Raw genomic sequence first — 24,781 nt, forward strand, 5'->3', positions numbered from 1 at the left:
CCTAACCCCCCCTCTCCTCGCGGCCTTCTCCTGCCTCGGGGGGGGGGGGGGGGGGGGCGGCGGGGGGGGGGGGGGGGGGGGCCCCCCCGCGGGGGGGGGGGGGGGGCGCCCCCCCCCCCCCCCCGCCACATTGGGGCGTTTGAGCTGGGGCCGCTGTACGACCTCGGACGCGCGGCACTAGTCGCGGAGGAACTTCTCCGGGCGGCGCCAGGCGTCGATGAGGCCGAGGGGGTCGGGGCGCAGCAGGGACGCCGCCGAGTAGAGGCTGGCCACCACGACCAGGGCGATGAACCACCAGTCGTAGAGGGCCTGCTCGCCGGTCGGGTAGTACACCAGCGTCACGAACACCGATACCGCCACCACCAGCGCCAGGTGGCGGGGCTGCCACTTGAAGGCCGACAGCAGGACGAAACCCCAGGTCAGGTACCACGGCAGGGTCGGCGGCATGAGGATCGCGACCGCGAGCAGGGAGATGCCGGCCCGGTAGACCGCCTCCGTGCCGCCGCCGCGGCCGAGCCACCACTGGCGGATGCCGAAGCCGATCAGGACCAGCATGCCCGCCGCGCGGGCGACCGTGACGAACGGGGACACCTGGACGTCGACGATCAGGTGGACGAGGTTGTAGAACACCTCGCCGATGCCGGTGGGGATGTTGAGCCAGTTCGCGATGAGCTGCGGGGCCTTGAGCCCCGACCACCAGCCGAGGTTGAGGGAGCCGAGCGAGATCCACGTGCCCGCGACGAACACCGGGAGGAACAGCCCGACCGAGGCCGCGCCCGCGCGCAGGAAGTTGCGGACCTTCGACTCGCCTTCGAGGTGGTTGGCCCAGATCCACACCAGGAACGGCAGCGCGATCGCCGCGGTCGGCTTGATCAGCATGCCGATGGTGACCAGGACGACCGCGACGACGTGCTTACGTTCCAGGGCGGCGAGGACGCCGATGGTGAGGAACGCGAGCATCATCAGGTCGTTGTGCGGGCCGCCGAAGAGGTGGATGACCATCATCGGGCTGGCCACCGCGAGCCACAGCGCGACCGGGAGCTTGCCGCCGAGGTGCTTGACCAGCCGCGGCAGTGCCCACAGCGTCCCGGCGAGCCCGACCAGCAGCACGACGCGCATGAGGATGACGCCGAGGATCATGTTGTCGCCGCTGGTGGCGACGACGCCCTTGGAGATCAGCAGGAACAGCGGCCCGTACGGGGCCGGCGTGGTCTGCCAGAGCGGGTGGACGTTCTGCACGACGTTCGGCAGCACGTCGAGCTCGGCGGGGCCGTTGGCGTACGGGTCGAGCCCGTAGAGCAGCTGGGCGCCCTGGCCGAGGTAGGAGAAGACGTCGCGGGTGAACAGCGGCGGCGAGACCAGCAGCGGCGCCATCCAGCAGCCGGCGGCGACGAGGACCGGGCGGCTGCCGACGCGGCCGGCGAGCACGTAGCGGCCGAGGCGGACCCAGGCCCAGACGATCATGCCGAAGCCGGTGTAGAGCACGGCGTTGGCGAGCATGCGGCCGTGGCCGTAGCGGACCCACGACAGCGGGCCGTGGCCGAGCACGGGGTCTTTGATCAGGATGCCGCCCGCGCCGAGGGCGGCGATCATGAGCAGGGTGCTCCCGACCGTGCCCATCGCGATCGTGCGGTACGGGAATCGCGAGGGCACGCGGAGCCGCCCGGCCAGTCCGGCCGAGGGGGTCTGCGCGGGGTCGGTGGTGGTCGCCATTTCCGTTCGGAGGTTACACACCGCACCTGAGCGGGGTTCCCGCAGTGCCAGGTTTCGGGTGGCGGGCGCGGCGCAACTGTCTTGAACGACTCGTTCAGGACCTCCGGTGTCTTGAACGAGTCGTTCAAGACACCGGGGGCGCCCGGGCTAGCTCCCGACGGTGCGGCGCTGGGCGGTGCCGCCGGGCAGGGCGGCCAGCAGGGACTTCGTGTACTCGTGGTGCGGGTCGAGCAGGACCTGTTCCACCGTCCCGGTTTCGACGAGCTCGCCGCGGTACATCACGGCGACGCGGTCGGCGATGTTCCAGGCCAGGCCCAGGTCGTGGGTGATCACCAGGCCGGCGAGGCCCAGTTCCCGCCGCAGCCGCAGCAGCAGGGCGAGGATCTCGCCGCGGACGGACGCGTCGAGGGACGCGACCGGCTCGTCGGCCACCACCACCGACGGCTCGAGGGCCAGGGCCCCGGCGATGACGACGCGCTGGCGTTGCCCGCCGGAGAGCTCGTGCGGGAGCCGGTCGGCGTACTTCTCGGCGGGTCGCAGTTCCGCGGCCTCCAGGGCGCGGTGGACGACGGCCCGCTCGTCGGCCAGCCCGTGGATCCGCGGGCCTTCGGCGACCGCCTCGTACACCGTGTGGGCCGGGTTCAGCGCACTCGTCGGGTCCTGCAGGACCAGCTGGACCTGGCGGCGGTAGGCCTTGAGGCCGGCGCCGCCGGTCGGGACGGGCTTCCCGGCGTAGCGGACGACGCCGGAGTCGGGTTTCTGCAGGCCGAGCAGGGTGCGGGCGAGAGTCGTCTTGCCGGAGCCGGACTGGCCGACCAGGGCGACGATCTCGTCGCGGGACACCGTGAGGTCGACCCCGGCGACGGCGTCGATGCGTTTGCCCGTGCGGTCACGGAAGGACACCCGCAGGTTCTCCGCCGCCAGCAGCGGCTCCCCGCTCGCCCTCTCCGAAGGCTCGGGGGGCAGCGGGGTGCTGGTGGCCGGGGCGAAGCGCGACATCGGGTCGCCGACGGTCGGGAACGCCGCGGCGAGTGCCCGGGTGTGTTCGTGCTGGGGTGAGCCCATCACTTCGGCGCTGGGGCCTTCTTCGACGATCTTCCCGTCGTACATGACGGCGATGCGTTCGCAGGTGGCGGCGAGTACGGACAGGTCGTGGCTGATCATGATCAGCCCGATGTGCTGCTCGGCGACCAGCCGCGAGAGCAGGGCGAGGACCTGGGCCTGGACGATGACGTCGAGGGCGGTGGTCGGCTCGTCGGCGATGATGAGCCGGGGTGAGCAGGCCAGGGCCATGGCGATCATGACGCGCTGCTTCTGCCCTCCGGACAGCTCGTGGGGGTAGGCGCCGGCGCGGCTCGGGGGCAGGTCGACCTGGGTGAGCAGCTCGGCGACGCGGGCGTCGACCTCGGCGTCGGTGAGCGCCTTGCCGCCTTCGGGCGGGTGCAGCCGCAGGGGTTCGGCGATCTGCTCGCCGATCTTGCGGACCGGGTTGAGCGCGTGCATGGCGCCCTGGAACACCACCGACGCCTCGGCCCAGCGGACCGCGCGCAGGCGGCCCCACTTCATGGCGGTGACGTCTTCGCCGCCGAGGAGGATTTCGCCGTCGATCTTCGCCGAGCGCGGCAGCAGGCGCAGCACGCTCATCGCGACGGTGGACTTGCCCGACCCGGATTCGCCGGCGACGCCGAGGGTGCCGCCGGGGTCGAGGGCGAGGTCGACGCCGCGCACGGCCGGGACGTCGCCGCCCGCCGTGGTGTAGGTGACGGTGAGGTCCTTGAGCTGCAGCAGCGGGGTCACTTCTTCAACCTCGGGTTGAGCACGGTCTCCAGTCCCCGGCCGACCAGGGTGAAGCAGAGCACGACGAGCACGATGGCGATGCCCGGCGGGAGCAGGTTCCACCAGGCGCCGCGGGTGACGGCGCCGTTGTTGAGCGCGGTCTCCAGCATCGCGCCCCAGGACACGGCGTTCGGGTCGCCGACGCCGAGGAACGCCAGGGTGGCGTCGGCGATGACGGCGTTGCCGACGACGAGGGTGGTGTTGGCCAGCACGAGCGGCAGGACGCCGGGCAGGACGTGCTTGCCGACGACGTGCAGGTGTCCCCCGCCCAGCGCCCGGGCTCGCTCGATGTACGGGCGGCTTTCGATGGTGAGGGTCTGGGCGCGGACCAGCCGGGCGGTGCTGGGCCAGGCGGTGAGCCCGATGGCGACGATGACGGTGAACACGCCGTGCGGCAGGACCGCCGACAGCGCGATCGCCAGCACCAGCGACGGCAGCACCAGGAAGAAGTCGGTGAACCGCATCAGGATCGCCGAAGGCCAGCCGCCGAAGTGGGCGGCGGTGATCCCGATTAGCGTGCCGATGAGCACCGACAGGACGGTGGCGGAGAACCCGACGAGCAGGGAGATCCGGGTGCCCCAGAGCGTCATCAGCAGCACGGAGCGGCCGTCGATGTCGGTGCCGAGCCAGTAGCGGCCGCTGGGCGGGTTGAGCGGGCCGCCGTCGGCCTTGGTGACGTCCAGGCCGCCTTCGTCGCTGATCAGCGGCAGCAGCAGGGCCAGCACGACGGTGACGGCGAGCAGGATCAGCCCGGTGAGCGCGCCCTTCTGGGCGGCGAACTCGTGCCAGGTCTTCGCGGCGGCGCGGCGACGGCGGCGCCAGGCGATCGCGCGGGGCGATTCGGTGGTCTCGATCGCGGTCATGACGTCCGCACCCTCGGGTCGAGCACGCGGTAGAGCAGTTCCGCGAGCAGGTTCATCAGCACGACGGCGCCGGCGAGGACGACGAAGACGCCCTGCAGCACCGGCAGGTCCGGGCCGTGCAGGGACTGGTAGGTCAGCTGGCCGAGGCCGGGCCAGCTGAACACGGCTTCGACCGAGACCGCGCCGGAGACGACCATGCCGAACTGCATGAACACCAGCGTGGTGGTGGGCAGCAGGGCGTTCGGCACGGCGTGGCGGCGGCGGACGAGGTCGTCGCGCAGGCCCTTGGCGCGGGCGGTGGTGAGGTAGTCGGCGTTCATCTCCCCCAGCAGCGACGAGCGCATGATCAGCATGTACTGGGCGTAGAACACCGCCAGCAGCGTCACGCACGGCAGCACCAGGTGGTGCAGCACGTCGAGGGTCTGGGAGAAGACGTCGGGCGCGGCGTCCGGGGAGTGCATGCCGCGGCTGGGGAACAGGCCGTTGGTGGCCACCAGCAGGATCAGGCCGAGCCAGAACTGCGGGACCGACCACAGGGTCAGCGCGAGGCCGGTCTGGGTGCGGTCGAACGCGCTGTCGCGGCGCCAGGCCGCGCGGGTGCCGAGCCACAGGCCGAGGACGACGGCGAGCACGGTCGCGCTGCCCACGAGCAGGACCGTGGGCCAGAGCCGTTCGGCGATCATGTCGGCGACCGGGCGCTGTTCCAGGTAGGACGTGCCGAAGTCGCCGTGCAGGAGCTTCCCGAGGTAGTCGCCGAACTGCTGCAGGACGGGCTTGTCGACGCCGAGGCGTTCGCGCAGCTCCGCGATCTGCCTCGGGTCGGTGGGCCGGTCGCGGATCATGGTGGTGACGGGGTCGCCGGGCAGCATCCGGAACAGGAAGAAGAACAGCACGATCACCAGCAGGATGCTGATGACGGCCTCGACGACCTTCTGGAGGACGAACCGGGCCGTGCCGGTCCCGCCGCGGTGCTCGTCGGGGTCGACGAGCACCGCGGCTTGTTCGGGGGCAGTCATGCTTCTACTCGCGGTCTTCCGAGGTCTTGGTGCGGCGGCTGATCATGATGCCGCCACCGATGAGCACGATCACGACGACCGCGCCGACGATGATCCACACGACGGTGCTGTCGGAGCCGCCGGTGGCGTTGGCGTCCTTCGCCCCGGCCGGGGTGGCGCCGTAGACACCCCAGTAGCCGGACTGCTCGAGGATCGCGCCTTCGGGCTGCGGCTGCTTGGTGAAGCCGGAGAACTTGTCGGAGCGGTAGGCCTCGAGCGCGTTCGGGTAGTCCAGCACGACGTTGACGGCCTGGCTCGCCAGCCGCGCCTGGGCCTGCTTGACGATCTCGGCGCGTTTGGCGTCGTCGGTCTCGGCCAGCTGCTGGGCGCGCAGCCGGTCGAACTCGGGGTCGCAGAAGAAGGTGTCGGTGGTGGCACCCTTGCCCTGGGCGTTCGGCCGGGCCGCGCAGACGTGCAGCTGCAGCGCGGAGTCCGGGTCCGGGTTGGTGGCGTAGCCGGAGATGGCGAGGTCGTACTTGCCGGCGTTGGTGCGGTCGTTGAGCTCGTCGTCGGAGACGAGCTCCTGCTTGACGGTGATGCCGATGTCCTTGAGCCAGCCCGTGACGTACTGCGCGAGGCGCTGGTCGTAGGGCCGGTTCGCGTGCCCGGTCAGCCGCAGCTCCAGCTTCGCGCCGCCGGGGGCGACGCGGACGCCGTCGGCGCCCTTGGCGTAGCCGGCCTGGTCGAGGGCGGTGTTGGCCGCCGCGAGGTCGGACTTGACCTGCTCGTTCGCGGCGGGCTCCCAGTGGTAGGTCCGGAAGACCGGTGGGACGATGCCGCTGCCGGGCTGCGCGAGGCCGCTGGCCACGCGGTCGACGACGGCCTGCTTGTCGATGGCCTGGATGATCGCCTTGCGCAGCCGGATGTCCTTGAGCACCGGGTTGCCGTCGCCGATCGGCTGGTTGTCGCTGTTCTGCACGCCGAAGTTGAGGTTGATCTCGTCGTAGCGGCGGCTGGGAGCGGCGTTGGTGGCGATGTTCGGCTGGCCCTTGAGGGCGTTGAACTGGGTGGCGGTGAGCCGGTTGATGACGTCGACCTCGCCCTGGCGCAGGGCGTTGACGGCGGCTTCGGAGTCCTTGAACACGAGCAGCTGCAGCTCGTCGACCTGCGGCGCGCCGCGCCAGTAGTTCTTGTTGGCCTTGAACTTGACGTACTCGTTCTGCTTGTACTCGGTCAGCTGGTACGGGCCGTCGTTGACGCCGACGACCGGGATGGTGTCGGTCTGCGGGGAGTTGAGGTCCTTGATCGGCGCCCAGATGTGCTCGGGGACGATCGGGACGTCGAGCAGGTTCATGTCCGACTGCACGGTCTTGGTCTTGATGACCAGCGTGGTGTCGTCGGGCGCGGTGACGGTGTCGAAGTTGGTGACGTAGCTGCCGTTGGCGGTGCGGGCGTTCTCGTCGGTGAGCATCCGGTTGAACGTGAACGCGGCGTCCTTGGCGGTGACCGGCTGCCCGTCGCTCCACTTGGCCCCGGAGCGGATCTTGTAGGTCCAGGTGAGCTTGTCCGCCGACGGGGTCCACGACTCGGCGAGCGCGGGCGAAGCCTGCGCGGTCTCGGCCGAGGGGATGGTGAGGAACTCGTAGATGAACCGGCCGACCTGCGTCGAAGCCGCCAGGCCCGCGGTGAACGGGTTGAGGTGGTCGATGCCGGTGGTCAGCGCGACGCGCAGCACTTTGCCCTGCTGGGCGTGGGCGGGCGCGGCGAGCGGGATCGCGCTCAGCGCCGCGGCGGCGAGCACCGCGCCCACGCGGCCGAGCCGCCCGACTCTGCGTTGGAAATGCACCAAAAACCACCCCATCGTTCTCGCTGTGAGCCTCCCCAAGGACGAGAAGTAACCACATACCGGGACAACCGCGCAATATGTTGTCGCTCCGGCAGGTGCCCGATCGTTATCGATCGAATTTCGTCACGCACCGTGATCGGCGATTCGGCGTCCGGGGCGGCCGCGGGCTGGCTAGAGTGCCGGGCATGCGCATCATGATCTCGGCGGACATGGAGGGTGCCACGGGCGTCACGTGGACCGACGACGTCGTGCCCGGTTCGCCGCAGTGGGAGCGCTTCCGGCGGTTGTTCACCGGCGACGTCAACGCGGTGCTGGCGGGGCTGTTCGAGGCCGGGGCCAGTGACGTGCTGGTCAACGAAGCGCATTCGTCGCAACGGAACCTGCTGCTGGAGGACCTCGACCCGCGGGCGCGGATGCTGACCGGGCGGCACAAGCCGCTGTCGATGATGCAGGGCATCGATTCCGGTGTGGACGGTGTGGTGTTCCTCGGCTACCACGCCGGCGCGGGGTTCGACGGGGTGCTCTCGCACACCTACCTGGAGAACCAGATCACCGGGGTGTGGCTGGACGACGTCCCGGCGAGCGAGGGACGGCTGAACGCGGCCGTCGCCGCGGAGTACGGCGTGCCTGTCCTGCTCGTTTCGGGTGACGACAAAACATGCGACGACGCCCGTGACTACGCTCCGGAGTCAGAGCTGGTCCAGGTGAAGGAGTGCGTGAGCCGCTACGCGGCGATCTGCCTGCCGCCGTCGCGCACGGCGGAGCTGCTGACCGGCGCGGCGGCCGACGCGATGGCGCGGGCCGGGCGCGAGGAGCGCCGTGTCGGGGCGCACCGGATGGAGGTGGAGTTCGACGCGAGCCACCTGGCGCAGGCGACGGCGGTGATCCCGACGGTGGAGCAGATCGGGACGCGCCGCGTCGGGTTCGACGCGGTGAACATGACCGAGGCGATGAAGGCGTTCAAGGTCGTCACGGCGGTCGCGGCGGGGGCGGTGCAGGGTATCTATGGCTGACGTCGTCGAGCTGTGCGCGGACCTGATCCGGTTCGACACCACCAACCGCGGTGGCGGGGACGCCGAGCCCGAACGGCCGGCCGCGGAGTACGTGGCGGCGTTCCTGGACGGCCTCGGCATCCCCGCGCGGATCCTGGAGGCGGCGCCCGGGCGGGCCAGCGTGATCGCGCGCGTTCCGGGGAGCGACCCGTCGTTGCCGGCGTTGCTGGTGCAGGGGCACCTCGACGTCGTCCCGGCGGACGCGGCGGACTGGTCGGTGCCGCCGTTCGCGGGCGAGGTGCGCGACGGGTACCTGTGGGGCCGCGGCGCGACCGACATGAAGGACTTCGTCGCGATGGTGCTGGCCGCCCTGGCGGGCGGGGTGCGGCCGCGGCGTGAGCTGGTGCTGGCGTTCGTGGCCGACGAGGAGGACCGCGGGGACTGGGGTGCGCACTGGCTGGTCGCTTCCCATCCGGAACTGTTCGAGGGCTGTGTGGCGGCGATCAGCGAATCCGGCGGCTACACCTACCACGTGCCGGCGGCCGACGGCCGGGACGTGCGCCTGTACCCGGTCGGGACGGCGGAGCGCGGGACGGCGCACCTGCGCCTGACCGCCCGCGGCCGCGCCGGGCACGGCTCGCGCCCGAACGACGAGAACGCCGTCACCCGGCTGGTGGGTGCGTTGCACCGGATCGCGTCGCACCGCTGGCCGGTGTCGCTGACGCCGGCGGTGCGGGCGTTCCTCGAACGGACGGGCGCGGCACTGGGCGTCCCGGTGGATCTGTCCTCTTCGGACGGTGTGGACGCGGCGGTGGCGGCGCTGGGGCCGGCGGGTGCGCTGGTGGTGCCGACGGTCCGCAACAGCACGACGCCGACGATGCTGGACGCGGGCTACAAGGTGAACGTGATCCCGTCGACGGCGTCGGCGCAGGTGGACGTGCGGGTGCTGCCGGGCACCGAGGAAGAGCTGTTCGCGGTGGTGGACGAGCTGCTCGGGGAGGGTGTCACGCGGGAGTTCGTGGCGCACCAGCCGCCGGTGCAGGCGCCGGTGGACTCGCCGTGGTTTTCCGCGATGGCGGCGGCCTTGCGAGCGGAGGATCCCGAGGCGGTCGTGGTGCCGTACTGCCTGGGCGGGGGCACCGACGCGAAGGCGTTCGCGCGGCTGGGGATCGACAACTACGGGTTCGCGCCGCTGTGGCTGCCGAAGGGCTTCCCGTACCGGGCGATGGCGCACGGGGTGGACGAGCGGGTGCCGGTGGAGGGCCTGCACTTCGGCACCCGCGTGCTGTCCCGGTTCCTGGCGGAGTGCTGAGCCCTATCGCACCGGCGGGTTGGGCAGTTCCGCGGAGAGGTCCGGCTCCGGCAGCGGTCGCGCACCCGCGCCACCGAGCGGCGTCGGCGGGAGCGGGCGGCGCGGTTCGCGTACCCCGACGCCGCCGGCGCCGTCTTCGTTGTCGTCGCCTGGGTCCGGCAGGTCCGCCATGCCCGGCGACCGGTACTTGAGCTGTCGCGCGACCTTGCGGCGTCGTCCAGCGGGCATGGGGTGTCCTCTCCCCCCGTTACCGGGTGAACGTGGCCCAGTAGCGGGCGCCGTCGCGAATCGTGTCCAGGCTGAGCAGCCGCACGCCGTCCTGGGCGACGGACTCGATCTCCTCGCGGCGGAACGGCCACGGTGGGCTCTGCCAGGTCGCCATGTCGAAGTTCTCCTCCGCGACCTCGCACACGAACGCCGTGCCGCCCGGGGCGAGGAAGCCTGCCAGGGACGTCAGGGCTGCCGGGCGGAAGTCGCGGGGCATCGCCTGGATGTTCATGATCTCCACGACCAGGTCGAACGCGTGGTGCCACTCCCCGGGCGGCTTCAGCAGGTCCGCCACCACGTAGTCCACTGTGGACTCCGGGAACCGCTTGCGGGCGCCCTCGACGGCGGTCGGGGCGACGTCGAACGCCGTCACGGCCCAGCCGGCCGCGGCGAGCAGTTCGGCGTCGTCGCCGAGGGCGCTGCCGACCACCAGGGCCCGGCGGCTTTCGCCCGGGTGGCCGGCGGCCCATTCGGCCAGCTCCGCGTTCGGCTTGCCGCGGTGCCACGGCAGTGCCGCGTCGCCCTTTTCGGCGGCGGTGTACAGCTGCTCGAACCACCCGGTGGGGTCGCCTTCGGCGAGGGAGGCGCGGGCGAGTACTCGGTCGGCGGGGTCCGGCGTCGTCATGGTCGCGACTTTAGCGGCGACGCCGGACCCGCGTGAGCGGTTTACGGAGCGACCGGGCCGGGGATGGCGTACAGCTTTTCGCCCGCCCATCCGACGACGTCCCGGACCGGTGAGGCCGGCGGTGCCGGGCGGAAGTTGGCCGCGTCGTCGATGCTGCCGGTGCCGTCGTAGACCGCGCGTTGCGGGTAGGCGAACACCGGCCGGGTGCGGGTGACGTGGCCGGTGGCGTCGCGGCCGGTCGCGGTCACCACCGTCGGCGCGGTGCCGCGTTCGACCCAGGCGACCAGCTCGCGAAGCGGGTCGAACTCGGTGAGCGTGGTGCCGCCGCCGCAGTGGTAGAGCGACGGGACCATGAACAGCCGCACCGAGTCCTGGGGACGGCCGTGGGTGAGCCGCTGGTAGTAGTCGAGGGTGCCGGCCGGCGGGATGGCCTCGTCGGCCCAGCCGTGCCAGAGCACGAGCTTGCCGCCGCGCCGCTGGAAGGCCGAAAGGTCGAGGCTCAACGCGTTGTACCGGACGCCTTCGGGGATCAGGCGGTCGAAGTCGCGGCGGGTGAAGGTGAAGGTGTCGACGGTCGAGGCCGGGGCGCCGATCGGGTAGCCGAGGTAGCGCAGGTAGTTGTCGGCGAGGCTGCGGGCGAAGGCGACGCCGCCGGTCTCCGGGGTCGGGATGATCCAGCCGGCCCAGGACAGCTCCGAGCCGGGCAGTTCGCCGCCGGGGTAGAGCAGCGTGCCGTGGCCGTCGGTGGGCGGCGAGTAGAGCCGGCGGGTCGCGGCCACCTGGGCCGGCGTGAGGCACGACGGCGTGTCGGCGCCGGTGCAGGTCAGCGTCGCCGGGTCGAAGTGGCAGGCGCGCGGGTCGTCGAGCTGGCCGTCGGCGAGCCCGTCGAGGCGGTCGCAGCGGGCGAGGACGGCGTCGTGCAGCGCGGGCAGTTTCGCCGCGGTGAGGATCGGGCTGCCGTCGGCGGCGGTGTTGACCCGGGCGAGCCAGGCCTGGAACTCCAGCAGCGGGCTCCAGTAGTTCGCCGGGGCGCCGGCGACGATGCCGTCGAAGTCGGCCGGGTAGCGCTGGGCCAGCAGGAGGCCTTCGCGGCCGCCGTCGGAGCAGCCGGTGAAGTAGGACTTCTTCGGCGGGGCGCCGTAGAACGCCTGGATGATCGCCTTCGACGCGCGCGAGACGACGTGCGGCGCGCGGAACTCGAAGTCGTCGCGGGCGGCTTGGTCGTTCGCGCCCCAGCTGCCGTCGTCGACGACGGCGGGGGTCTTGCCGACGTGCCCGTCGTCGGTGGCCGCGACCGCGACGTCGCCGCCGTGGGGCAGGCCGCAGTCGGCGAACTCGGGCGGGTTGACCAGGCCGCAGAAGCCGCCGCAGCCGTACTGCAGGTAGCGGCCGGCGTAGGTCTTGGTGGGCAGCCGCAGTTCGAACTGCACGGCGCGTTCGACGTAGCCCCGGACGTCGCAGTACTCGGGATCGGTGCCGGTGGCCGCGACGACGGCCGCGGAGGTGACGTGCGTGGCGGCGCCCGGGAGGTCGAACCCCCGGACCAGGGTGCCGCAGGAGGTGATCGGCCGGACGGCGGAATCCGTCGCGGCGGTGGCCGTCGCCGGGGCGAATCCGGCGGTGGCGAGCAGGAGTGCGGTCAGTGCGGTGAAGATCCGGACTGGTCTCATCGGGTTCCCCGTTCCCTCGGTTGTCCAGTTCTGGTCAGGTTTGCCGACCGGTCTTGACATCGATGTCACCCGCGCGTTTCGCTCTCTGGGCGCCGCCGGTCCCCGTCCGTCGGTCCCCAGTTCACCCTCCAGAGCTTGGAGCAATGATGCCCCGAAGCGCCAGACCGCCGGTTGCTTTCCTGGTGACCGCCGCCGTGGTCGCCGCCGGCCTGGTCGCCCTTCCCGCGGCCTCGGCGGCCGCCGCCGAAGACGCTCTTCCCCCGGACTTCTCGTCCTCCTTCGAGGCGGGTGAGGTCCAGCCGACGTGGACCGACGCGGTAGACACCGACGCGGCGGGCAAGCCGCGCGCGTCCGGCGTGAACGGCGCGAACGGCACCTCGATCCCCGGCGACATCCGCGGCAAGGTCACCGAGACCAGCGCGAGCAGCGAGAACACCTCGGGCGGCGAGGTGGTGTCGAACCTCGTCGACGGCACCACGGACACGAAGTGGCTGTCGTGGGACCCGACGGCGTGGGCGCAGATCACGGTGTCGGAGCCGACGTCGATCACGCACTACGCGATTTCCTCGGCCAACGACTTCGCCGAGCGCGACCCGAAGGACTGGACGCTGCAGGGCTCGAACGACGCGAGCTCCTGGACCGACCTGGACTCCCAGACCGGGCAGTCGTTCGCCGAGCGGTTCCAGACGAACAACTACAAGCTGGCCGGGCCGACCGCGCCGTACAAGTACTTCCGGCTGAACGTCACGCGCAACAACGGCGGCCCGATCATGCAGATCTCGGAGCTGCTGCTGGCCAACGACGAGCCGGCCCCGCCGCCGCTGCCGAACATGCGCAGCTTCGTCGACTCCGGCCCGACCAGCGGCTACACGAACAAGAACCGCGTCGGCTTCACCGGTCTCAAGGCGTTCCGCTACTCGGGCAGCCAGACCGCGGCCGGGCACGGCTGGTCGTACAACAAGATCTTCGACGTCAACATCCCGGTCGTGGCCTCGACCGAGCTGTCGTACGAGGTGCAGCCGCAGTTCATCACCGGCGACCTGAAGTACCCGAGCACGAACGTCGCGATCGACCTGGCCTTCACCGACGGCACCTACCTGCGCGACCTCGGCGCGACCGACCAGTACGGCTTCCCGCTGACGCCCGAAGGGCAGGGGAAGAGCAAGGTCCTCTACACCAACCAGTGGAACCTGGTGCGCTCGGCGATCGGGCAGGTGGCCAAGGGCAAGACGATCGACCGGATCCTGGTCGGTTACGACAACCCGGACGGCCCCGGATCGTTGCAGGGCTGGCTCGACGACGTCAAGGTCTCGGCGACGCCGACACCGCCGGCGAGCCTCCGCCCGAGTGACAACGTAGTCACCACGCGGGGCACGATGGCCAACGGCTCGTTCTCGCGCGGGAACAACTTCCCGGCCACGGCGGTGCCGCACGGGTTCAACTTCTGGACCCCGGTCACCGACGCGGGTGCCGACAACGGTGGCTCGCCGCGCTGGCTGTACAACTACAGCACCCAGAACAACGCGCAGAACCTCCCGCAGCTGCAGGCGTTCAGCGTCAGCCACGAGCCGAGCCCGTGGATGGGCGACCGGCAGGTGTTCCAGGTGATGCCGTCGGCGGCCGCCGGGGTGCCGGACGCGAACCGCGACGCGCGGGCGCTGCCGTTCAAGCACAGCGACGAGACCGCGCGGGCGCACTACTACGGCGTGCGGTTCCAGAACGGGATCAAGACCGAGATCGCGCCGACCGACCACGCGGCGATGTTCCGGTTCTCCTTCCCGGGCACCGACTCCAGCCTGATCTTCGACAACGCCACCGACAAGGGCGGGCTGGCGCTCGACACCGCGACCGGCACGCTGTCGGGCTACACCGACACCGGCAACTACGCCGGGGCGGGCCGGATGTTCGTCTACGCGACGTTCGACAAGCCGGTCACCGCGGGCGGCAAGCTCACCGGGCAGGGCCGCGACAACGTCACCGGCTACCTGCGCTTCGACGCGGGCGCGGACAAGACGGTGAACATGCGGATCGCGACGTCGCTGATCAGCGTGGACCAGGCGAAGAAGAACCTCGCCATGGAGATCGCCCCGGCGGCGACGTTCGACTCGGTGCGCGACGCCGCGCAGCGCGCGTGGGACGACCAGCTGAAGGTGATCGAGGTCGAGGGCGCGTCGAAGGACCAGCTCACGACGCTCTACTCGAGCCTGTACCGGCTGTTCCTGTACCCGAACTCGCAGTTCGAGAACACCGGCACGGCGCAGAAGCCCGCGTACAAGTACGCGAGCCCGGTCTCGCCGAAGACCGGCGCGGACACCGCGACCCAGACCGGGTCGAAGATCGTCGACGGCCAGCTGTACGTCAACAACGGCTTCTGGGACACCTACCGGACGACGTGGCCGGCGTATTCGCTGCTCACGCCGGACATGGCCGGGAAGATGGTCGACGGGTTCGTGCAGCAGTACCGCGACGGCGGCTGGATCTCCCGGTGGTCGTCGCCGGGCTACGCGGACCTGATGACCGGCACCAGCGCGGACGTCGCGTTCGCCGACGCCTACCTCAAGGGCGTGAAGAACTTCGACGTCAAGTCGTTCTACGACGCGGCGCTGAAGGACGCGACGGTGACCCCGCCGAACAACGCGGTCGGCCGCAAGGGCATCGACGAGGGCATCTTCCTCGGCTACTCGCCGAACACCGCCGAGCACGGGTTCTCCTGGTCGATCGAGGGCTACGTCAACGACTTCGGCATCGCGAACCTGTCGAAGAAGCTGTACGACGAGGCGCCCGCGAGCGACCCGCGCAAGCAGGAGTACCTGGCCAACTACGAGTACTTCACCAACCGGGCCCAGCAGTACGTGAACGTGTTCGACCCGAGCGTCGGGTTCTTCCAGGGCCGGGACGCGGCCGGCAAGTTCAGCCGGTCGCCGCAGGAGTACGACCCGCGGGTGTGGGGCATCGACTACACCGAGACCGACGGCTGGGGCATGGCGTTCTCCGTGCCGCAGGACGGCCAGGGCCTGGCCAACCTCTACGGCGGCAAGGCGGGCCTGGCGAAGAAGCTGGATGCGTTCTTCGCCGACCAGGAGACGGCGAACTTCCCGGGTTCCTACGGCGGGGTGATCCACGAGATGCGGGAGGCGCGGGACGTGCGGATGGGCCAGCTCGGTCACTCCAACCAGGCCTCGCACCACACGCTCTACATGTACGACTACGCGGGTCAGCCGGCGAAGACGCAGGAGAAGGTCCGCGAGGCGCTCTCGCGGCTCTACACCGGCAGCGAGATCGGGCAGGGCTACGCGGGTGACGAGGACAACGGCGAGCAGTCGGCGTGGTGGATCTTCAGCGCGCTGGGCTTCTACCCGCTGCAGATGGGCAGCCCGAACTACGCGATCGGGTCGCCGCTGTTCAAGAAGGCCACGATCCACCTGGCCGGCGGGAAGGACCTGGTGATCAACGCGCCGAAGAACAGCGCGAAGAACGTCTACGTCCAGGGCGTGAAGGTCAACGGCAAGGCGTACTCCTCGACGTCGCTGCCGCAGGACCTGATCGCGCGCGGCGGGACGATCGACTTCGCGATGGGCCCGAACCCGTCGTCGTGGGGCACCGGCCCGGACGACGCGCCGAAGTCGATCACCACGGGTGACGCGGTGCCGACGCCCCTGCATGACGAGACCGGCGCGGGCAAGGGCACGCTGTCCACTTCGGACGGCTCGAACGCGGCGGCGCTGATCGACAACACCTCGCGCACCCAGGCCGCCGTCACCGGCGCCGTGCAGTACCAGCTGAACAACACCGACGAGGCCGTCACGCACTACACGCTGACGTCCCAGACCGGTGCGGGCGACCCGAAGAGCTGGACGCTGAAGGGCTCCTACGACGGCAAGACCTGGGCGGTCGCGGACAAGCAGGAGAACCAGGCGTTCACCTGGCGGCAGCAGACCCGCGCGTTCAAGGTGGCCAACCCGGCGCACTACGCCTACTACAAGCTCGAGGTCACCGCGACCAGCACCGGTGCCCCGGCGCAGCTGGCCGAGTTCGAGCTGCTGGGCAAGCCGGACGCCTCCTGCACCCGCACGGTCACGGGCGCTTCGAACGGCCCGTTGTCGGTGACGTCGGGCACGGTGTGCCTGCAGGACGCGACGGTGTCCGGCCCGGTGACGGTGACCGGCGGCGCGTCCCTGGTCGTGCGTGGCGGCTCGATCAACGGCCCGCTGTCGGCCGCCGGTGCCGGGCAGGTGGTCCTGAACCGCACGAAGGTCGGTGGCCCGGTGTCGGTGACCGGGACGACCGGGACGGTGTCGATCGAGCTGACCGAGGTGGGCGGCCCGGTCGCGCTGACCGGCAACCACGGCCCGGTGCTGACGTCGAGCACGGTCGGCGGTCCGCTGGCGTGCGCGCTGAACACGCCGGCGCCGACGGACTACGACCTGCCGAACACCGTCCGCGGCCCGTCCGCCGGACAGTGCGCGAAGATCTAGCCGCTGGTCAAAGGTCCGTGAAGGCCTCCTTACCGGCTCTTATGGCTGGTAAGGAGGCCTTCACGGCGTTCGAGGGGGTGGGATGGAGTACTTCTGCTATCACCGGGACCGTCCGGGGTCGGCCGCGCTGCGGGAGCGGCTGGTGGAGGAGCACCGGGCCTACATGGACCGGTTCGCGGCGACGATGATCGCCCGCGGGCCGACGTTCGACGGGGAGATCCCCACCGGTAGCGTGCATGTGCTCGACCTGCCGGATCCGGCCGCGGCCCGCGCGTTCGCCTTCGACGAGCCGGGCTATCAGGCCGGGGCGTACCGGGACGTGCTGCTGCGCCGGTGGCGCAACACCCTCGGGCGCACGATGGGGGACTTCCCCGGTGGCCCGGCCGGCGGGGACCGGTACCTGGTGCTCGGGCTCGGTTCGGGCGCCCCCGCCGACCTCGAGCCGCCGGCCGGGGCGGACCTGATCGCCTACGGGCCGCTGCTGTCCGACGACGCCGCCGCGTGGCTCGGCACCGCAGTGCTGCTGCGAGCCGCGGACGCCGCCGGGGCCCGGGCCGTGCTGACACCGGAGCGGTACGCGGCGATCGAGGTCCACCGCTGGCGGTTCGGCGGCCGCCCGTCGTGACCGGCGGCCTACGCCGTTCGGCGGATACGGTGTGGGCATGCCCGACGCCGTGTTCTTCTCGTCCTTCGAAACCGGTGACCCGCAGCCCGCGGACCCCGCGCTGTCCGTCGGCAGCGGACCGGACCGCTCCCCCACGGCGAAGACCGGCGTCGGCTTCACCGGCACCAGGGCCCTGCGCTACGACACGCGGCCCGAAGCCGTCCTGTTCGAACTCGACGTCCCGGTCACCGAAGGCACCGAGCTGTCCTATGTGGTCTTCCCGGCCTCGGACGGCGAGATCCCGGCCTACCACGCCACCCGGGTCAGCTTGGACGTCGAGTTCGCCGACGGCACCGCAGCCGGGTTCGCCCCGGTCGACGACAAGACGCTCTACCTCGACCAGTGGAACCTCGTCCGCCGCCCGCTGGGGGCGTTCGCCGGACGCCGGATCAGCCGGATCGTCCTGCGTACGGCCGCGCCAGGCGAGATCAGCGGGTGGATCGACGACGTCCGGATCGGCGAGCGGGCCGAGCCGCCGCGGGATCCCGTCGACTGCGTCCGGACCACCCGCGGCACGCACTCCAGCGCCGAGTTCTCCCGGGGCAACACCTTCCCGGCCACGGCCGTGCCGCACGGGTTCAACTTCTGGACCCCGGTCACCGACGCCGGCGTCACCAACTGGATCTACTCCTACCACCGCCACAACGACGCCGAAAACCGGCCCGCCCTGCAGGCACTGGCCCTGAGCCACCAGCCGAGCCCGTGGATGGGCGACCGGCACACCTTCCACGTCATGCCCGGCACCGGCCCGGTCGAACCCGACCGCCGCAAGCGCGCCCTGGCCTTCTCCCACGACGACGAAACCGACTCACCCCACCACTACCGCGTCCGGTTCGCGAACGGCATGACCGCCGAGCTCGCGCCGGCGTCGCACGCGGCGATCATGCGGTTCACCTTCCCCGCCAAGCACGGCTGGCTGCTGTTCGACAACGTCGGCAACCGCGGCGGCCTCCGCCTCGACCCCGACACCGGCGTCGTCACCGGCCACACCTGGGTCCGCAGCCGGCTGTCCGCCGGGGCGCGCCGCATGTTCGTCTACGCCGTGACCGACGCCCCGGCCACCAACGGCGCCAAGATCCGCCGCCGGCCCTGGCGGCGCGTCTCGGGCTACTTCGAGTTCGACGGGCCCGGCGTCACGCTGCGGATCGCGACATCGCTGATCAGCCTGGCCCAGGCCAAGCACAACCTGGAGCTGGAGATCCCGGCCGGGACGACGTTCGAAGACGTGAAAACGCGGGCCCGGGAGCTGTGGCAGGAGCAACTGGGCCGCGTCGAGGTCGAGGGGGCGACCGAGGACCAGCGGACCACGCTGTACTCCAACCTCTACCGGCTGTTCCTGTACCCGAACATCGCGCACGAGACCACGCCGAAGGGCGTCCGGCACGCCAGCCCGGTCCGGCGCCGGCGGTGGCCGAGCACCCGGACGCGCACCGGCGCGAAGGTCGTCGACGGCGAGCTGTACGTCAACAACGGCTTCTGGGACACCTACCGCACGACCTGGCCCGCGTACGCGCTGCTCGCCCCGGACCGCTGCGGCCGGATGATCGACGGGTTCGTCCAGCAGTACCGCGAAGGCGGCTGGATCTCCCGCTGGTCCTCCCCCGGCTACGCCGACCTGATGACCGGCACCAGCTCCGACGTCGCCTTCGCCGACGCCTACCTCAAGGGCGTCCGCGGCTTCGACGTCGAGGCCGCCTACGACGCCGGGCTGAAGAACGCCACCGTCACCCCGCCGCACCGCTCGGTCGGCCGCAAAGGCCTCGCGGAGTCGATCTTCCTCGGCTACACCCCGGTGTCCGTCCACGAAGGACTCTCGTGGGCGCTCGAGGGTTGCATCAACGACTTCGGCCTGGCCAACCTCTCCGCGGAGCTTTCACGTGAAAGCTCCGGGTCACGCTCGCGGATGTATGCCGACTACGCCGCCTACTTCCGCGAGCGCGCGAAGCACTACGTCCACCACTTCGACCCGGCGATCGGGTTCTTCCAGGGCCGCCACCGCGACGGCCGCCGCAAGTTCGCTCCCGAGGGCTACGACCCGGCCGCGTGGGGCGGCGACTTCGTCGAGACCAACGCCTGGAACACCGCCTTCACCGCACCCCACGACGGCCCCGGCCTCGCGGCCCTGCACGGCGGCACCGCCGGCCTGGAAGCCAAGCTCGACACCTTCTTCGCCACCCCGGAGACCGGACGGCGGCCCGGCGCGTACGGCGGCCTGATCCACGAGATGACCGAAGCCCGCGACGTCCGCATGGGCCAGTACGGCCACTCGAACCAGCCCTCGCACCACATCCCGTACGTCTACAACCTCGCCGGCGCGCCCGCGAAGACGCAAGCCGTCGTCCGGGAGGTGCTCGGGCGGCTCTACCTCGGCAGCGAGATCGGCCAGGGCTACCCCGGCGACGAGGACAACGGCGAGATGTCCGCCTGGTACGTCTTCAGCGCTCTCGGCTTCTACCCCCTGGCCGTCGGCAGCCCGCACTACGCCATCGGCTCGCCGCTGTTCGAGAAGGCGACCGTGCACCTCGGCGGCGGCAAGACGCTCGTCGTCCACGCGCCCGGCAACACCGGCGAAACCGTCTACGTCCGCGGCCTCACCGTCGACGGCGAGCCGCACGACGCCACGACCATCGCCCACGCCACCCTCGCCGCCGGCGCCACGCTCGTCTTCGACCTGACCACCGAGCCCACCGGCTGGGGCGCCCCGCCGCCTCCCGCCGAGCACCCGGACCCGGTCACCGACCTCGCCGGGACCGGGACCGCCTCGGACGGCACCGGCACCGGCGCGCTCTTCGACGACACGACCCGCACCCAGGTGACCTTCCGCGGCGCCACGCCGTCGATCGAGTTCACGGTCACCGGCGAACCCCGCGAAGTCACGATGTACACACTGACCTCCGGAGATCGCCGCGGAGACCCGAGCGCGTGGGTGCTGGAAGGCTCCGACGACGGCGTCACCTGGACCACCCTCGACCGGCGCGACGGCGAGCTGTTCCGCTGGCGCCGCCAGACCCGCCCCTTCGTCCTCACCACCCCGGCCGCGCACGCCCGCTACCGGCTGCGGATCACCGCCACCCGCGGCCGGCGCGCCACCCTCGCCCAGTGGGAGCTGCTCGCCCGATGAACGACTTCCGCACCGCCGCCCTCGACCGGCTCACCGCGGCCGACCCCGGCCTGGTCCGGCTGCGCCTGGCCGGCTCCGCCGTGCTCGGCATCGTCCTCGCCGTGGCCGCCCTGCTGCCCGCCCACCTGCCGCTGACCGTGATCCTCGTCGGGGCCATCGCCGCGATGATGACGGCGTTCACCGTCAACGACCCCACCCCGGGCGCCCAGGCCGTCACCCTCGGCCTGGCGTTCCTCACCGGCGCCGCGTCGATCACCGTCGCCAGCCTCGGCTCCGGCCTGCCGCCGCTCGACAGCGTCGTGTTCGTCCTGCTGATCTTCGTCGCCGTCTACGCCCAGCGCTTCGGCGCCCGCGGCACCGCGCTCGGCTCGATCGCCTTCTTCCTGTTCTTCTTCCCGATGTTCCTGCAGGCCCACGTCAAGCAGGTCCCGCAGCTGCTGCTGGCCCTCGCGGTCGGCGTCCTCGCCAACGCCGCCGTCCGCTTCCTCCTGCTGCGACGCAAGCCCGAAGCCGAGTTCCTCCGGGTCCGCCGCGCCTTCCGCGCCCGCCTCGGCGCCGTCATCCGCGCCACCGAGGCCTACCTGACCGTCAACGGCAGCGAACGCACCCGCAAGCAGCTGCGCAGCGCGCTCAACCGGCTCCACGAATGCGTCCTGCTCATCGAGGACGCCGCTCCCGACGTCGTCGACGCCCGCGCCGCCGACCGGCTCCGGCGCCGCGCGATCGAGGTCGAACTGGCCGTGCAGTGGCTCGCCATCACCGTCCAGCGCACCTGCTCCGACGAGCTCACCACCGACGTCCGCGACGACCTCGTCGCCCGGCTCGCCCGCTTCCGCGCCCTCATGGAACGCGACCCCCGAGAGCTCCCGCTGATCAGCCAGACCGGCGAATACAGCCGGATGCTCGTCGAAGGCAGCCGCATCGACTCCCACGCCGCTCCCGGCGACGGCGTCCGCAAGGCACTGGCCGAGCTGGCGCTGGCCGACGACCGCGCCCAGCGCGCCGCCGCCCCGGAGTCCACACCGGACCCGCTCGACCCGGAAGAGAACGACGACGAGCCGCCGCCCAGGTTCGCCTACGACAACCGGACCCGCAGCGCCATCCAGGCCGTCGTCGGCGGTGGGCTCGCCGTGCTCGGCGGCCAGCTGATCTCCCACCAGCGCTGGTACTGGGCCGTCCTGACGGTGTTCGTCGTGTTCATCGGCGCCTCCAGCGCCGGCGCCACCTTCGTCAAGGGCGTCCGCCGCCTCGGCGGCACCCTGATCGGCATCGTCGGCGGCGTCCTGCTCGCCCTGTTGGTCGGCGGCGACACCGCGGCCACGCTCGCGCTCATCCTGGTGTGCGTCTTCGGGATGGTCTACACCGCCCGCGTCTCCCAGGTGACGATGGCCTTCTTCGTCACCAGCATGCTCGGCCTGCTCTACAGCCTGCTCGGCACGTTCAGCCTCGAAGTGCTCTGGGTCCGCGTCGCGGAAACCGCCGTCGGCGCCGCCGCGGGCATCCTCGCCGCCGTCGTCATCGTCCCGGTCCGCACCCGCTCGGTCATGCTCGACGACATCGGCGAAGTGCTCGACGACCTGGAAGAGTTCCTCGAACACACCCGCGGCCTGCTCGCCGGCGAAGAGAACGTCAACATCATCGAGCTCTCCCGCGACCTCGACCGCGACGTCGAACAGGTCCGGACCACCGTCGAGCCGCTGACCCACCCGGTCAACCTCCGCAGTGCCCGCCGCGACTACGGCTGGCACGTGCTCACCACCCTGGAAACCATCGCCTTCCGCGCCCGCCACGTCGCCGCCCGCGCCCAGCCCGGCCAGCTCGCCGGCGCCGACGCCGACCGCCTGCGCCAGTTCACCGGACGGCTGCTGCGCAACATCGACGTCCTCCGCACGGCCCTCGACGCCCCCGGTGGCGCGGGCCCGGGCACGCTCGTGCGCGACGACGGCACCCCGGTCTCCGACCGCGTCGAGGCGGCCGAAACCCGCGCGGTCCTCTCCAGCCTCAGCCACCTCGACGAGGCTCTCGTCTCCCTCGGCCGTGTCTTCGGAGTGCAGGCCACCGATCCGCGCGCCCCGGCCAAACCGTGACTGCCGGGGTGGCGCGGTCATCCACCGCGCCACCCCGGCAGTCACACCCGATCACGGGCAGGTCAGCCACGCGAAGTGGTACGTGGTGGTGATGCTGCCGTCGGTCGAGTCCATCGTGACGTAGCTCGTCGTCTTCTTCGGATCCGACGTCCCGGCCGCCGCACGCAATTCCGTGTTGATGTTCAGGTTGCGTTCCTCGCCACACGGCTTGAACGCGATCGCCCCGACCTCCGTGGAATCGGTGAAATGCCAGTCATCGTCTAGCGGCCCCGCCAGCGGGTGCTGGACGTAAGCCGTCGGTGAATTACCCTGGAAATAGTAGTTCGCTCTTTCCAGGCCGGTCGCGCCGCGTTCCAGGTGCGCGAATCCGCGGTAGTCGGCCTGCGCGATTCCGTAGGTGAACCCCTGCGGCACGTGCACCCGCAGGCCGATCTGGCAGTTCTTCCTGGCGTCCAGCGGCCCGGCCCCGACGCCGACCAGAGCCGTGTACGTGCTGTAAGTTACAGTGAATGCCGTGTTGTCCTGCGAGACCGACACGGCGGCCGAGTTCGGCGGACAGCCGGTGCCATTGACGGTCGCGACGTCGATGACGATTTTGTCGGGGGGCGGAGGAGTGTTCCACGAATGCGGGGTGACCACAGAGGACAGCGCCATTACGGCAGCAACGACCGCAGACAGCATCGGAATCCTTCCCAATACATCCGAAATCGGGACCGGGGCCGGACCATGGTAGCGGAAGGATCATGGAAGCAAACCCCGCTGAACGGAGCAACGCCGCGCATCCAGGCCACTACACGACATTGCTCACGTTTCGACAAATTCTGCGCAACCCATTCCCGATGAACGTGAATGAATACTGGGGGAAAACGATTTCGCGCCCCCGGTCCGCCCGGTGATCGGCACGATCACCCGCGCGACGTCCGGCCCGGCCGATCACCGACCGGAGAGCGCCCGGCGCCTCTATGCCCGGGTGAGCAGTTCCATGTTGTGCCCGTCAGGGTCCGCGAAGTAGACCCCGCGACCGCCGTTCATGGTGTTGACCTCGCCGGGCCGCTCGTGGACCGGGTCCGCCCAGTACGCGATCCCGGCCGCTTCGATCCGGGCCAGCGCGGCGTCGAAGTCCTCGTCGCCGACCAGGAACGCGTAGTGCTGGCTCGTCACGTGGTCGACTCGCATGTAGTCCAGGGTCACGCCGTTCGCCAGCGCGATCGGCACGAACGGCCCGGCGACCGGACCGGTCCGCAGGCCGAGGATCCCGGCCAGGAACTCCGCCGACTTCTCACGATCGGTGACACACACGATCGTGTGGTTCAACTCCACGCTCATCGTTCGCTCCCTTCGGGCGCGCGGGCGAACGGCGGCGGACCGCCGATCGGGCTGAGGTGAATGCTCGCCAGCCGCCACCGGTCGTCGTCGCGGACCAGCACGTGCGTGGCGCGGAACCGGCCGTTCACGGGGTTCCCCCGGTGCGTCGCGACCTGCTCGTGCACGCCGATCGCGACCGCGGTACCGCCGAAATCGCGAACCTCGACGCCGTCCCAGTCCAGCTTTTCGGTCACCAGCCCACCACCACCGTAGCGCGCCAGCCACTGGTCACGGTCCAGGACGAAGCCCAGTGGCCCGACCAGCCGGAAGCCGTCGGCGGCCAGGCCGGCCAGGACCTCGGTGTCGCCGCGCTCCTCGGCGGCGGCCCAGACCCGGCCGAACTCGCGAACCTGCTCTTCGGTGCTCATCGCGTTCCCCTTCCTTCGATGCCATAAACGTTAGAAGTCTAACCATTAGATGTCAAACGCTTAGACTTCTCGGCATCTGCGGTACGGTCAACGACGTGCCAGCACCCGTCACCGCACCCATCGGCGTCGTCCTCGCCCGCACCGCCAAAACCGCAGGCCGCGCCTTCGACCAGGCCCTCGCCGCCGCCGGCGGCTCCCAGCCCATCTGGCAGATCCTCATCTCCCTCAAAACCCGACCCGTCGCCAACCAGCGCGAACTCGCCGACGCCGTCGGCATCCAAGGCGCCACCCTCACCCACCACCTCAACGGCATGGAAACCGCCGGCCTCATCACCCGCCGCCGCGACCCCGGCAACCGCCGCGTCCACCTCGTCGAACTCACCGACCACGGCGAAAACCTCTTCCACCGCCTCGCCGAAGCCGCCATCGCCCACGACCAGCGCATGCGCAAAGGCCTCACCGAAACCGAGATCGCCCAGCTCGCCGACCTCCTCCACCGGCTCGCCGCCAACGTGACGGATACCTGATCGATCCAGCCGGAGTGACTGGACGCACCCGAACAGCGACGCCCAGGAGGGATAG

General features: G+C 71.0%; 18 protein-coding genes. 7 read left to right on the forward strand and 11 right to left on the reverse strand.

Going from position 1 to position 24,781, the window contains the following annotated elements; all coding sequences use genetic code 11:
* Positions 1-177: 177 nt before the first annotated feature.
* The 5 genes from mptB to AB0G28_RS37985 form a co-directional block, all read right to left on the reverse strand.
* Positions 178-1,713 carry a polyprenol phosphomannose-dependent alpha 1,6 mannosyltransferase MptB gene (gene mptB / locus AB0G28_RS37965; protein WP_361100956.1) on the reverse strand — a complete coding sequence of 512 codons (1,536 nt, stop codon included), beginning with the start codon at positions 1,711-1,713 and terminating at the stop codon, positions 178-180.
* A gap of 147 nt (positions 1,714-1,860) precedes the next feature.
* Entirely contained in the window at positions 1,861-3,510 is a 1,650-nt protein-coding gene (locus AB0G28_RS37970) for an ABC transporter ATP-binding protein (RefSeq protein ID WP_361100959.1), read from the reverse strand.
* Positions 3,507-4,412, reverse strand: a complete 906-nt coding sequence (locus tag AB0G28_RS37975) for an ABC transporter permease (protein WP_361100962.1) — start codon at positions 4,410-4,412, stop codon at positions 3,507-3,509. Before AB0G28_RS37975 ends, AB0G28_RS37970 begins: the two co-directional genes overlap by 4 nt.
* Entirely contained in the window at positions 4,409-5,428 is a 1,020-nt protein-coding gene (locus AB0G28_RS37980; protein ID WP_361100965.1) for an ABC transporter permease, read from the reverse strand. The genes AB0G28_RS37975 and AB0G28_RS37980 overlap by 4 nt, the downstream gene beginning before the upstream one ends.
* A gap of 4 nt (positions 5,429-5,432) precedes the next feature.
* Complete coding sequence (locus AB0G28_RS37985) at positions 5,433-7,268, reverse strand: ABC transporter substrate-binding protein (RefSeq protein WP_361100968.1); 1,836 nt, start codon at positions 7,266-7,268, stop codon at positions 5,433-5,435.
* A gap of 170 nt (positions 7,269-7,438) precedes the next feature.
* Between AB0G28_RS37985 and AB0G28_RS37990 the strand changes: the two genes are divergently transcribed.
* Both AB0G28_RS37990 and AB0G28_RS37995 read left to right on the forward strand, forming a co-directional pair.
* Positions 7,439-8,266 carry a M55 family metallopeptidase gene (locus tag AB0G28_RS37990; protein WP_361100971.1) on the forward strand — a complete coding sequence of 276 codons (828 nt, stop codon included), beginning with the start codon at positions 7,439-7,441 and terminating at the stop codon, positions 8,264-8,266.
* Positions 8,259-9,557 carry a M20/M25/M40 family metallo-hydrolase gene (locus AB0G28_RS37995; protein WP_361100974.1) on the forward strand — a complete coding sequence of 433 codons (1,299 nt, stop codon included), beginning with the start codon at positions 8,259-8,261 and terminating at the stop codon, positions 9,555-9,557. Before AB0G28_RS37990 ends, AB0G28_RS37995 begins: the two co-directional genes overlap by 8 nt.
* A 3-nt stretch (positions 9,558-9,560) precedes the next feature.
* On the opposite strand, the gene AB0G28_RS38000 is transcribed toward AB0G28_RS37995, so the two are convergent.
* The 3 genes from AB0G28_RS38000 to AB0G28_RS38010 are packed head-to-tail and all read right to left on the reverse strand — an operon-like array spanning position 9,561 to position 12,119.
* Positions 9,561-9,785 carry a hypothetical protein gene (locus AB0G28_RS38000; protein WP_361100977.1) on the reverse strand — a complete coding sequence of 75 codons (225 nt, stop codon included), beginning with the start codon at positions 9,783-9,785 and terminating at the stop codon, positions 9,561-9,563.
* Between the two features lie 19 nt (positions 9,786-9,804).
* Positions 9,805-10,449, reverse strand: a complete 645-nt coding sequence (locus AB0G28_RS38005; protein WP_361100980.1) for a class I SAM-dependent methyltransferase — start codon at positions 10,447-10,449, stop codon at positions 9,805-9,807.
* Positions 10,450-10,490: 41 nt separating this feature from the next.
* Positions 10,491-12,119, reverse strand: coding sequence for a tannase/feruloyl esterase family alpha/beta hydrolase (locus AB0G28_RS38010; RefSeq protein WP_361100984.1), 1,629 nt, complete (start codon positions 12,117-12,119; stop codon positions 10,491-10,493).
* Positions 12,120-12,265: 146 nt separating this feature from the next.
* Here AB0G28_RS38010 and AB0G28_RS38015 point away from each other — a divergent pair, with 146 nt between their 5' ends.
* From AB0G28_RS38015 to AB0G28_RS38030, 4 genes are all read left to right on the forward strand, one after another.
* On the forward strand, positions 12,266-16,594 hold the full coding sequence (locus tag AB0G28_RS38015) for a GH92 family glycosyl hydrolase (protein ID WP_361100987.1): 4,329 nt from the start codon (positions 12,266-12,268) through the stop codon (positions 16,592-16,594).
* Positions 16,595-16,676: 82 nt separating this feature from the next.
* Complete coding sequence (locus tag AB0G28_RS38020; protein ID WP_361100990.1) at positions 16,677-17,219, forward strand: YciI family protein; 543 nt, start codon at positions 16,677-16,679, stop codon at positions 17,217-17,219.
* Positions 17,220-17,256: 37 nt separating this feature from the next.
* Entirely contained in the window at positions 17,257-20,379 is a 3,123-nt protein-coding gene (locus tag AB0G28_RS38025) for a GH92 family glycosyl hydrolase (protein ID WP_361100993.1), read from the forward strand.
* A complete protein-coding gene (locus AB0G28_RS38030; RefSeq protein ID WP_361100996.1) occupies positions 20,376-22,466 on the forward strand; it encodes an FUSC family protein in 2,091 nt (696 codons plus the stop codon). Before AB0G28_RS38025 ends, AB0G28_RS38030 begins: the two co-directional genes overlap by 4 nt.
* A gap of 51 nt (positions 22,467-22,517) precedes the next feature.
* Here AB0G28_RS38030 and AB0G28_RS38035 read toward each other — a convergent pair whose 3' ends face one another.
* The 3 genes from AB0G28_RS38035 to AB0G28_RS38045 all read right to left on the reverse strand — a co-directional run bounded on the left by AB0G28_RS38035 (position 22,518) and on the right by AB0G28_RS38045 (position 24,199).
* The gene (locus AB0G28_RS38035) at positions 22,518-23,147 is read right to left on the reverse strand and encodes a DUF4360 domain-containing protein (protein ID WP_361100999.1); all 630 of its coding nucleotides are present in this window, start codon (positions 23,145-23,147) and stop codon (positions 22,518-22,520) included.
* A 279-nt stretch (positions 23,148-23,426) separates the two neighbouring features.
* Positions 23,427-23,792, reverse strand: coding sequence for a VOC family protein (locus tag AB0G28_RS38040; RefSeq protein WP_361101002.1), 366 nt, complete (start codon positions 23,790-23,792; stop codon positions 23,427-23,429).
* On the reverse strand, positions 23,789-24,199 hold the full coding sequence (locus AB0G28_RS38045; protein ID WP_361101005.1) for a nuclear transport factor 2 family protein: 411 nt from the start codon (positions 24,197-24,199) through the stop codon (positions 23,789-23,791). Before AB0G28_RS38045 ends, AB0G28_RS38040 begins: the two co-directional genes overlap by 4 nt.
* A 95-nt stretch (positions 24,200-24,294) precedes the next feature.
* On the opposite strand from AB0G28_RS38045, the gene AB0G28_RS38050 reads away from it, so the two are divergent.
* Positions 24,295-24,726 carry a MarR family winged helix-turn-helix transcriptional regulator gene (locus AB0G28_RS38050; protein ID WP_361101008.1) on the forward strand — a complete coding sequence of 144 codons (432 nt, stop codon included), beginning with the start codon at positions 24,295-24,297 and terminating at the stop codon, positions 24,724-24,726.
* Positions 24,727-24,781 lie beyond the last annotated feature (55 nt).

This window comes from Amycolatopsis sp. NPDC021455 (assembly GCF_040640995.1).
Taxonomy (GTDB): domain Bacteria; phylum Actinomycetota; class Actinomycetes; order Mycobacteriales; family Pseudonocardiaceae; genus Amycolatopsis.

Excerpts from the sequence above, each read along its gene's own strand:
- mptB (WP_361100956.1), bottom strand. The coding sequence starts at position 1,713 with ATGGCGACCACCACCGACCCCGCGCAGACCCCCTCGGCCGGACTGGCC.
- AB0G28_RS37975 (WP_361100962.1), bottom strand. The coding sequence starts at position 4,412 with ATGACCGCGATCGAGACCACCGAATCGCCCCGCGCGATCGCCTGGCGC.
- AB0G28_RS37980 (WP_361100965.1), bottom strand. The coding sequence starts at position 5,428 with ATGACTGCCCCCGAACAAGCCGCGGTGCTCGTCGACCCCGACGAGCAC.
- AB0G28_RS37985 (WP_361100968.1), bottom strand. The coding sequence starts at position 7,268 with ATGGGGTGGTTTTTGGTGCATTTCCAACGCAGAGTCGGGCGGCTCGGC.
- AB0G28_RS37990 (WP_361100971.1), top strand. The coding sequence starts at position 7,439 with ATGCGCATCATGATCTCGGCGGACATGGAGGGTGCCACGGGCGTCACG.
- AB0G28_RS37995 (WP_361100974.1), top strand. The coding sequence starts at position 8,259 with ATGGCTGACGTCGTCGAGCTGTGCGCGGACCTGATCCGGTTCGACACC.
- AB0G28_RS38000 (WP_361100977.1), bottom strand. The coding sequence starts at position 9,785 with ATGCCCGCTGGACGACGCCGCAAGGTCGCGCGACAGCTCAAGTACCGG.
- AB0G28_RS38005 (WP_361100980.1), bottom strand. The coding sequence starts at position 10,449 with ATGACGACGCCGGACCCCGCCGACCGAGTACTCGCCCGCGCCTCCCTC.
- AB0G28_RS38010 (WP_361100984.1), bottom strand. The coding sequence starts at position 12,119 with ATGAGACCAGTCCGGATCTTCACCGCACTGACCGCACTCCTGCTCGCC.
- AB0G28_RS38015 (WP_361100987.1), top strand. The coding sequence starts at position 12,266 with ATGCCCCGAAGCGCCAGACCGCCGGTTGCTTTCCTGGTGACCGCCGCC.
- AB0G28_RS38020 (WP_361100990.1), top strand. The coding sequence starts at position 16,677 with ATGGAGTACTTCTGCTATCACCGGGACCGTCCGGGGTCGGCCGCGCTG.
- AB0G28_RS38025 (WP_361100993.1), top strand. The coding sequence starts at position 17,257 with ATGCCCGACGCCGTGTTCTTCTCGTCCTTCGAAACCGGTGACCCGCAG.
- AB0G28_RS38030 (WP_361100996.1), top strand. The coding sequence starts at position 20,376 with ATGAACGACTTCCGCACCGCCGCCCTCGACCGGCTCACCGCGGCCGAC.
- AB0G28_RS38035 (WP_361100999.1), bottom strand. The coding sequence starts at position 23,147 with ATGCTGTCTGCGGTCGTTGCTGCCGTAATGGCGCTGTCCTCTGTGGTC.
- AB0G28_RS38040 (WP_361101002.1), bottom strand. The coding sequence starts at position 23,792 with ATGAGCGTGGAGTTGAACCACACGATCGTGTGTGTCACCGATCGTGAG.
- AB0G28_RS38045 (WP_361101005.1), bottom strand. The coding sequence starts at position 24,199 with ATGAGCACCGAAGAGCAGGTTCGCGAGTTCGGCCGGGTCTGGGCCGCC.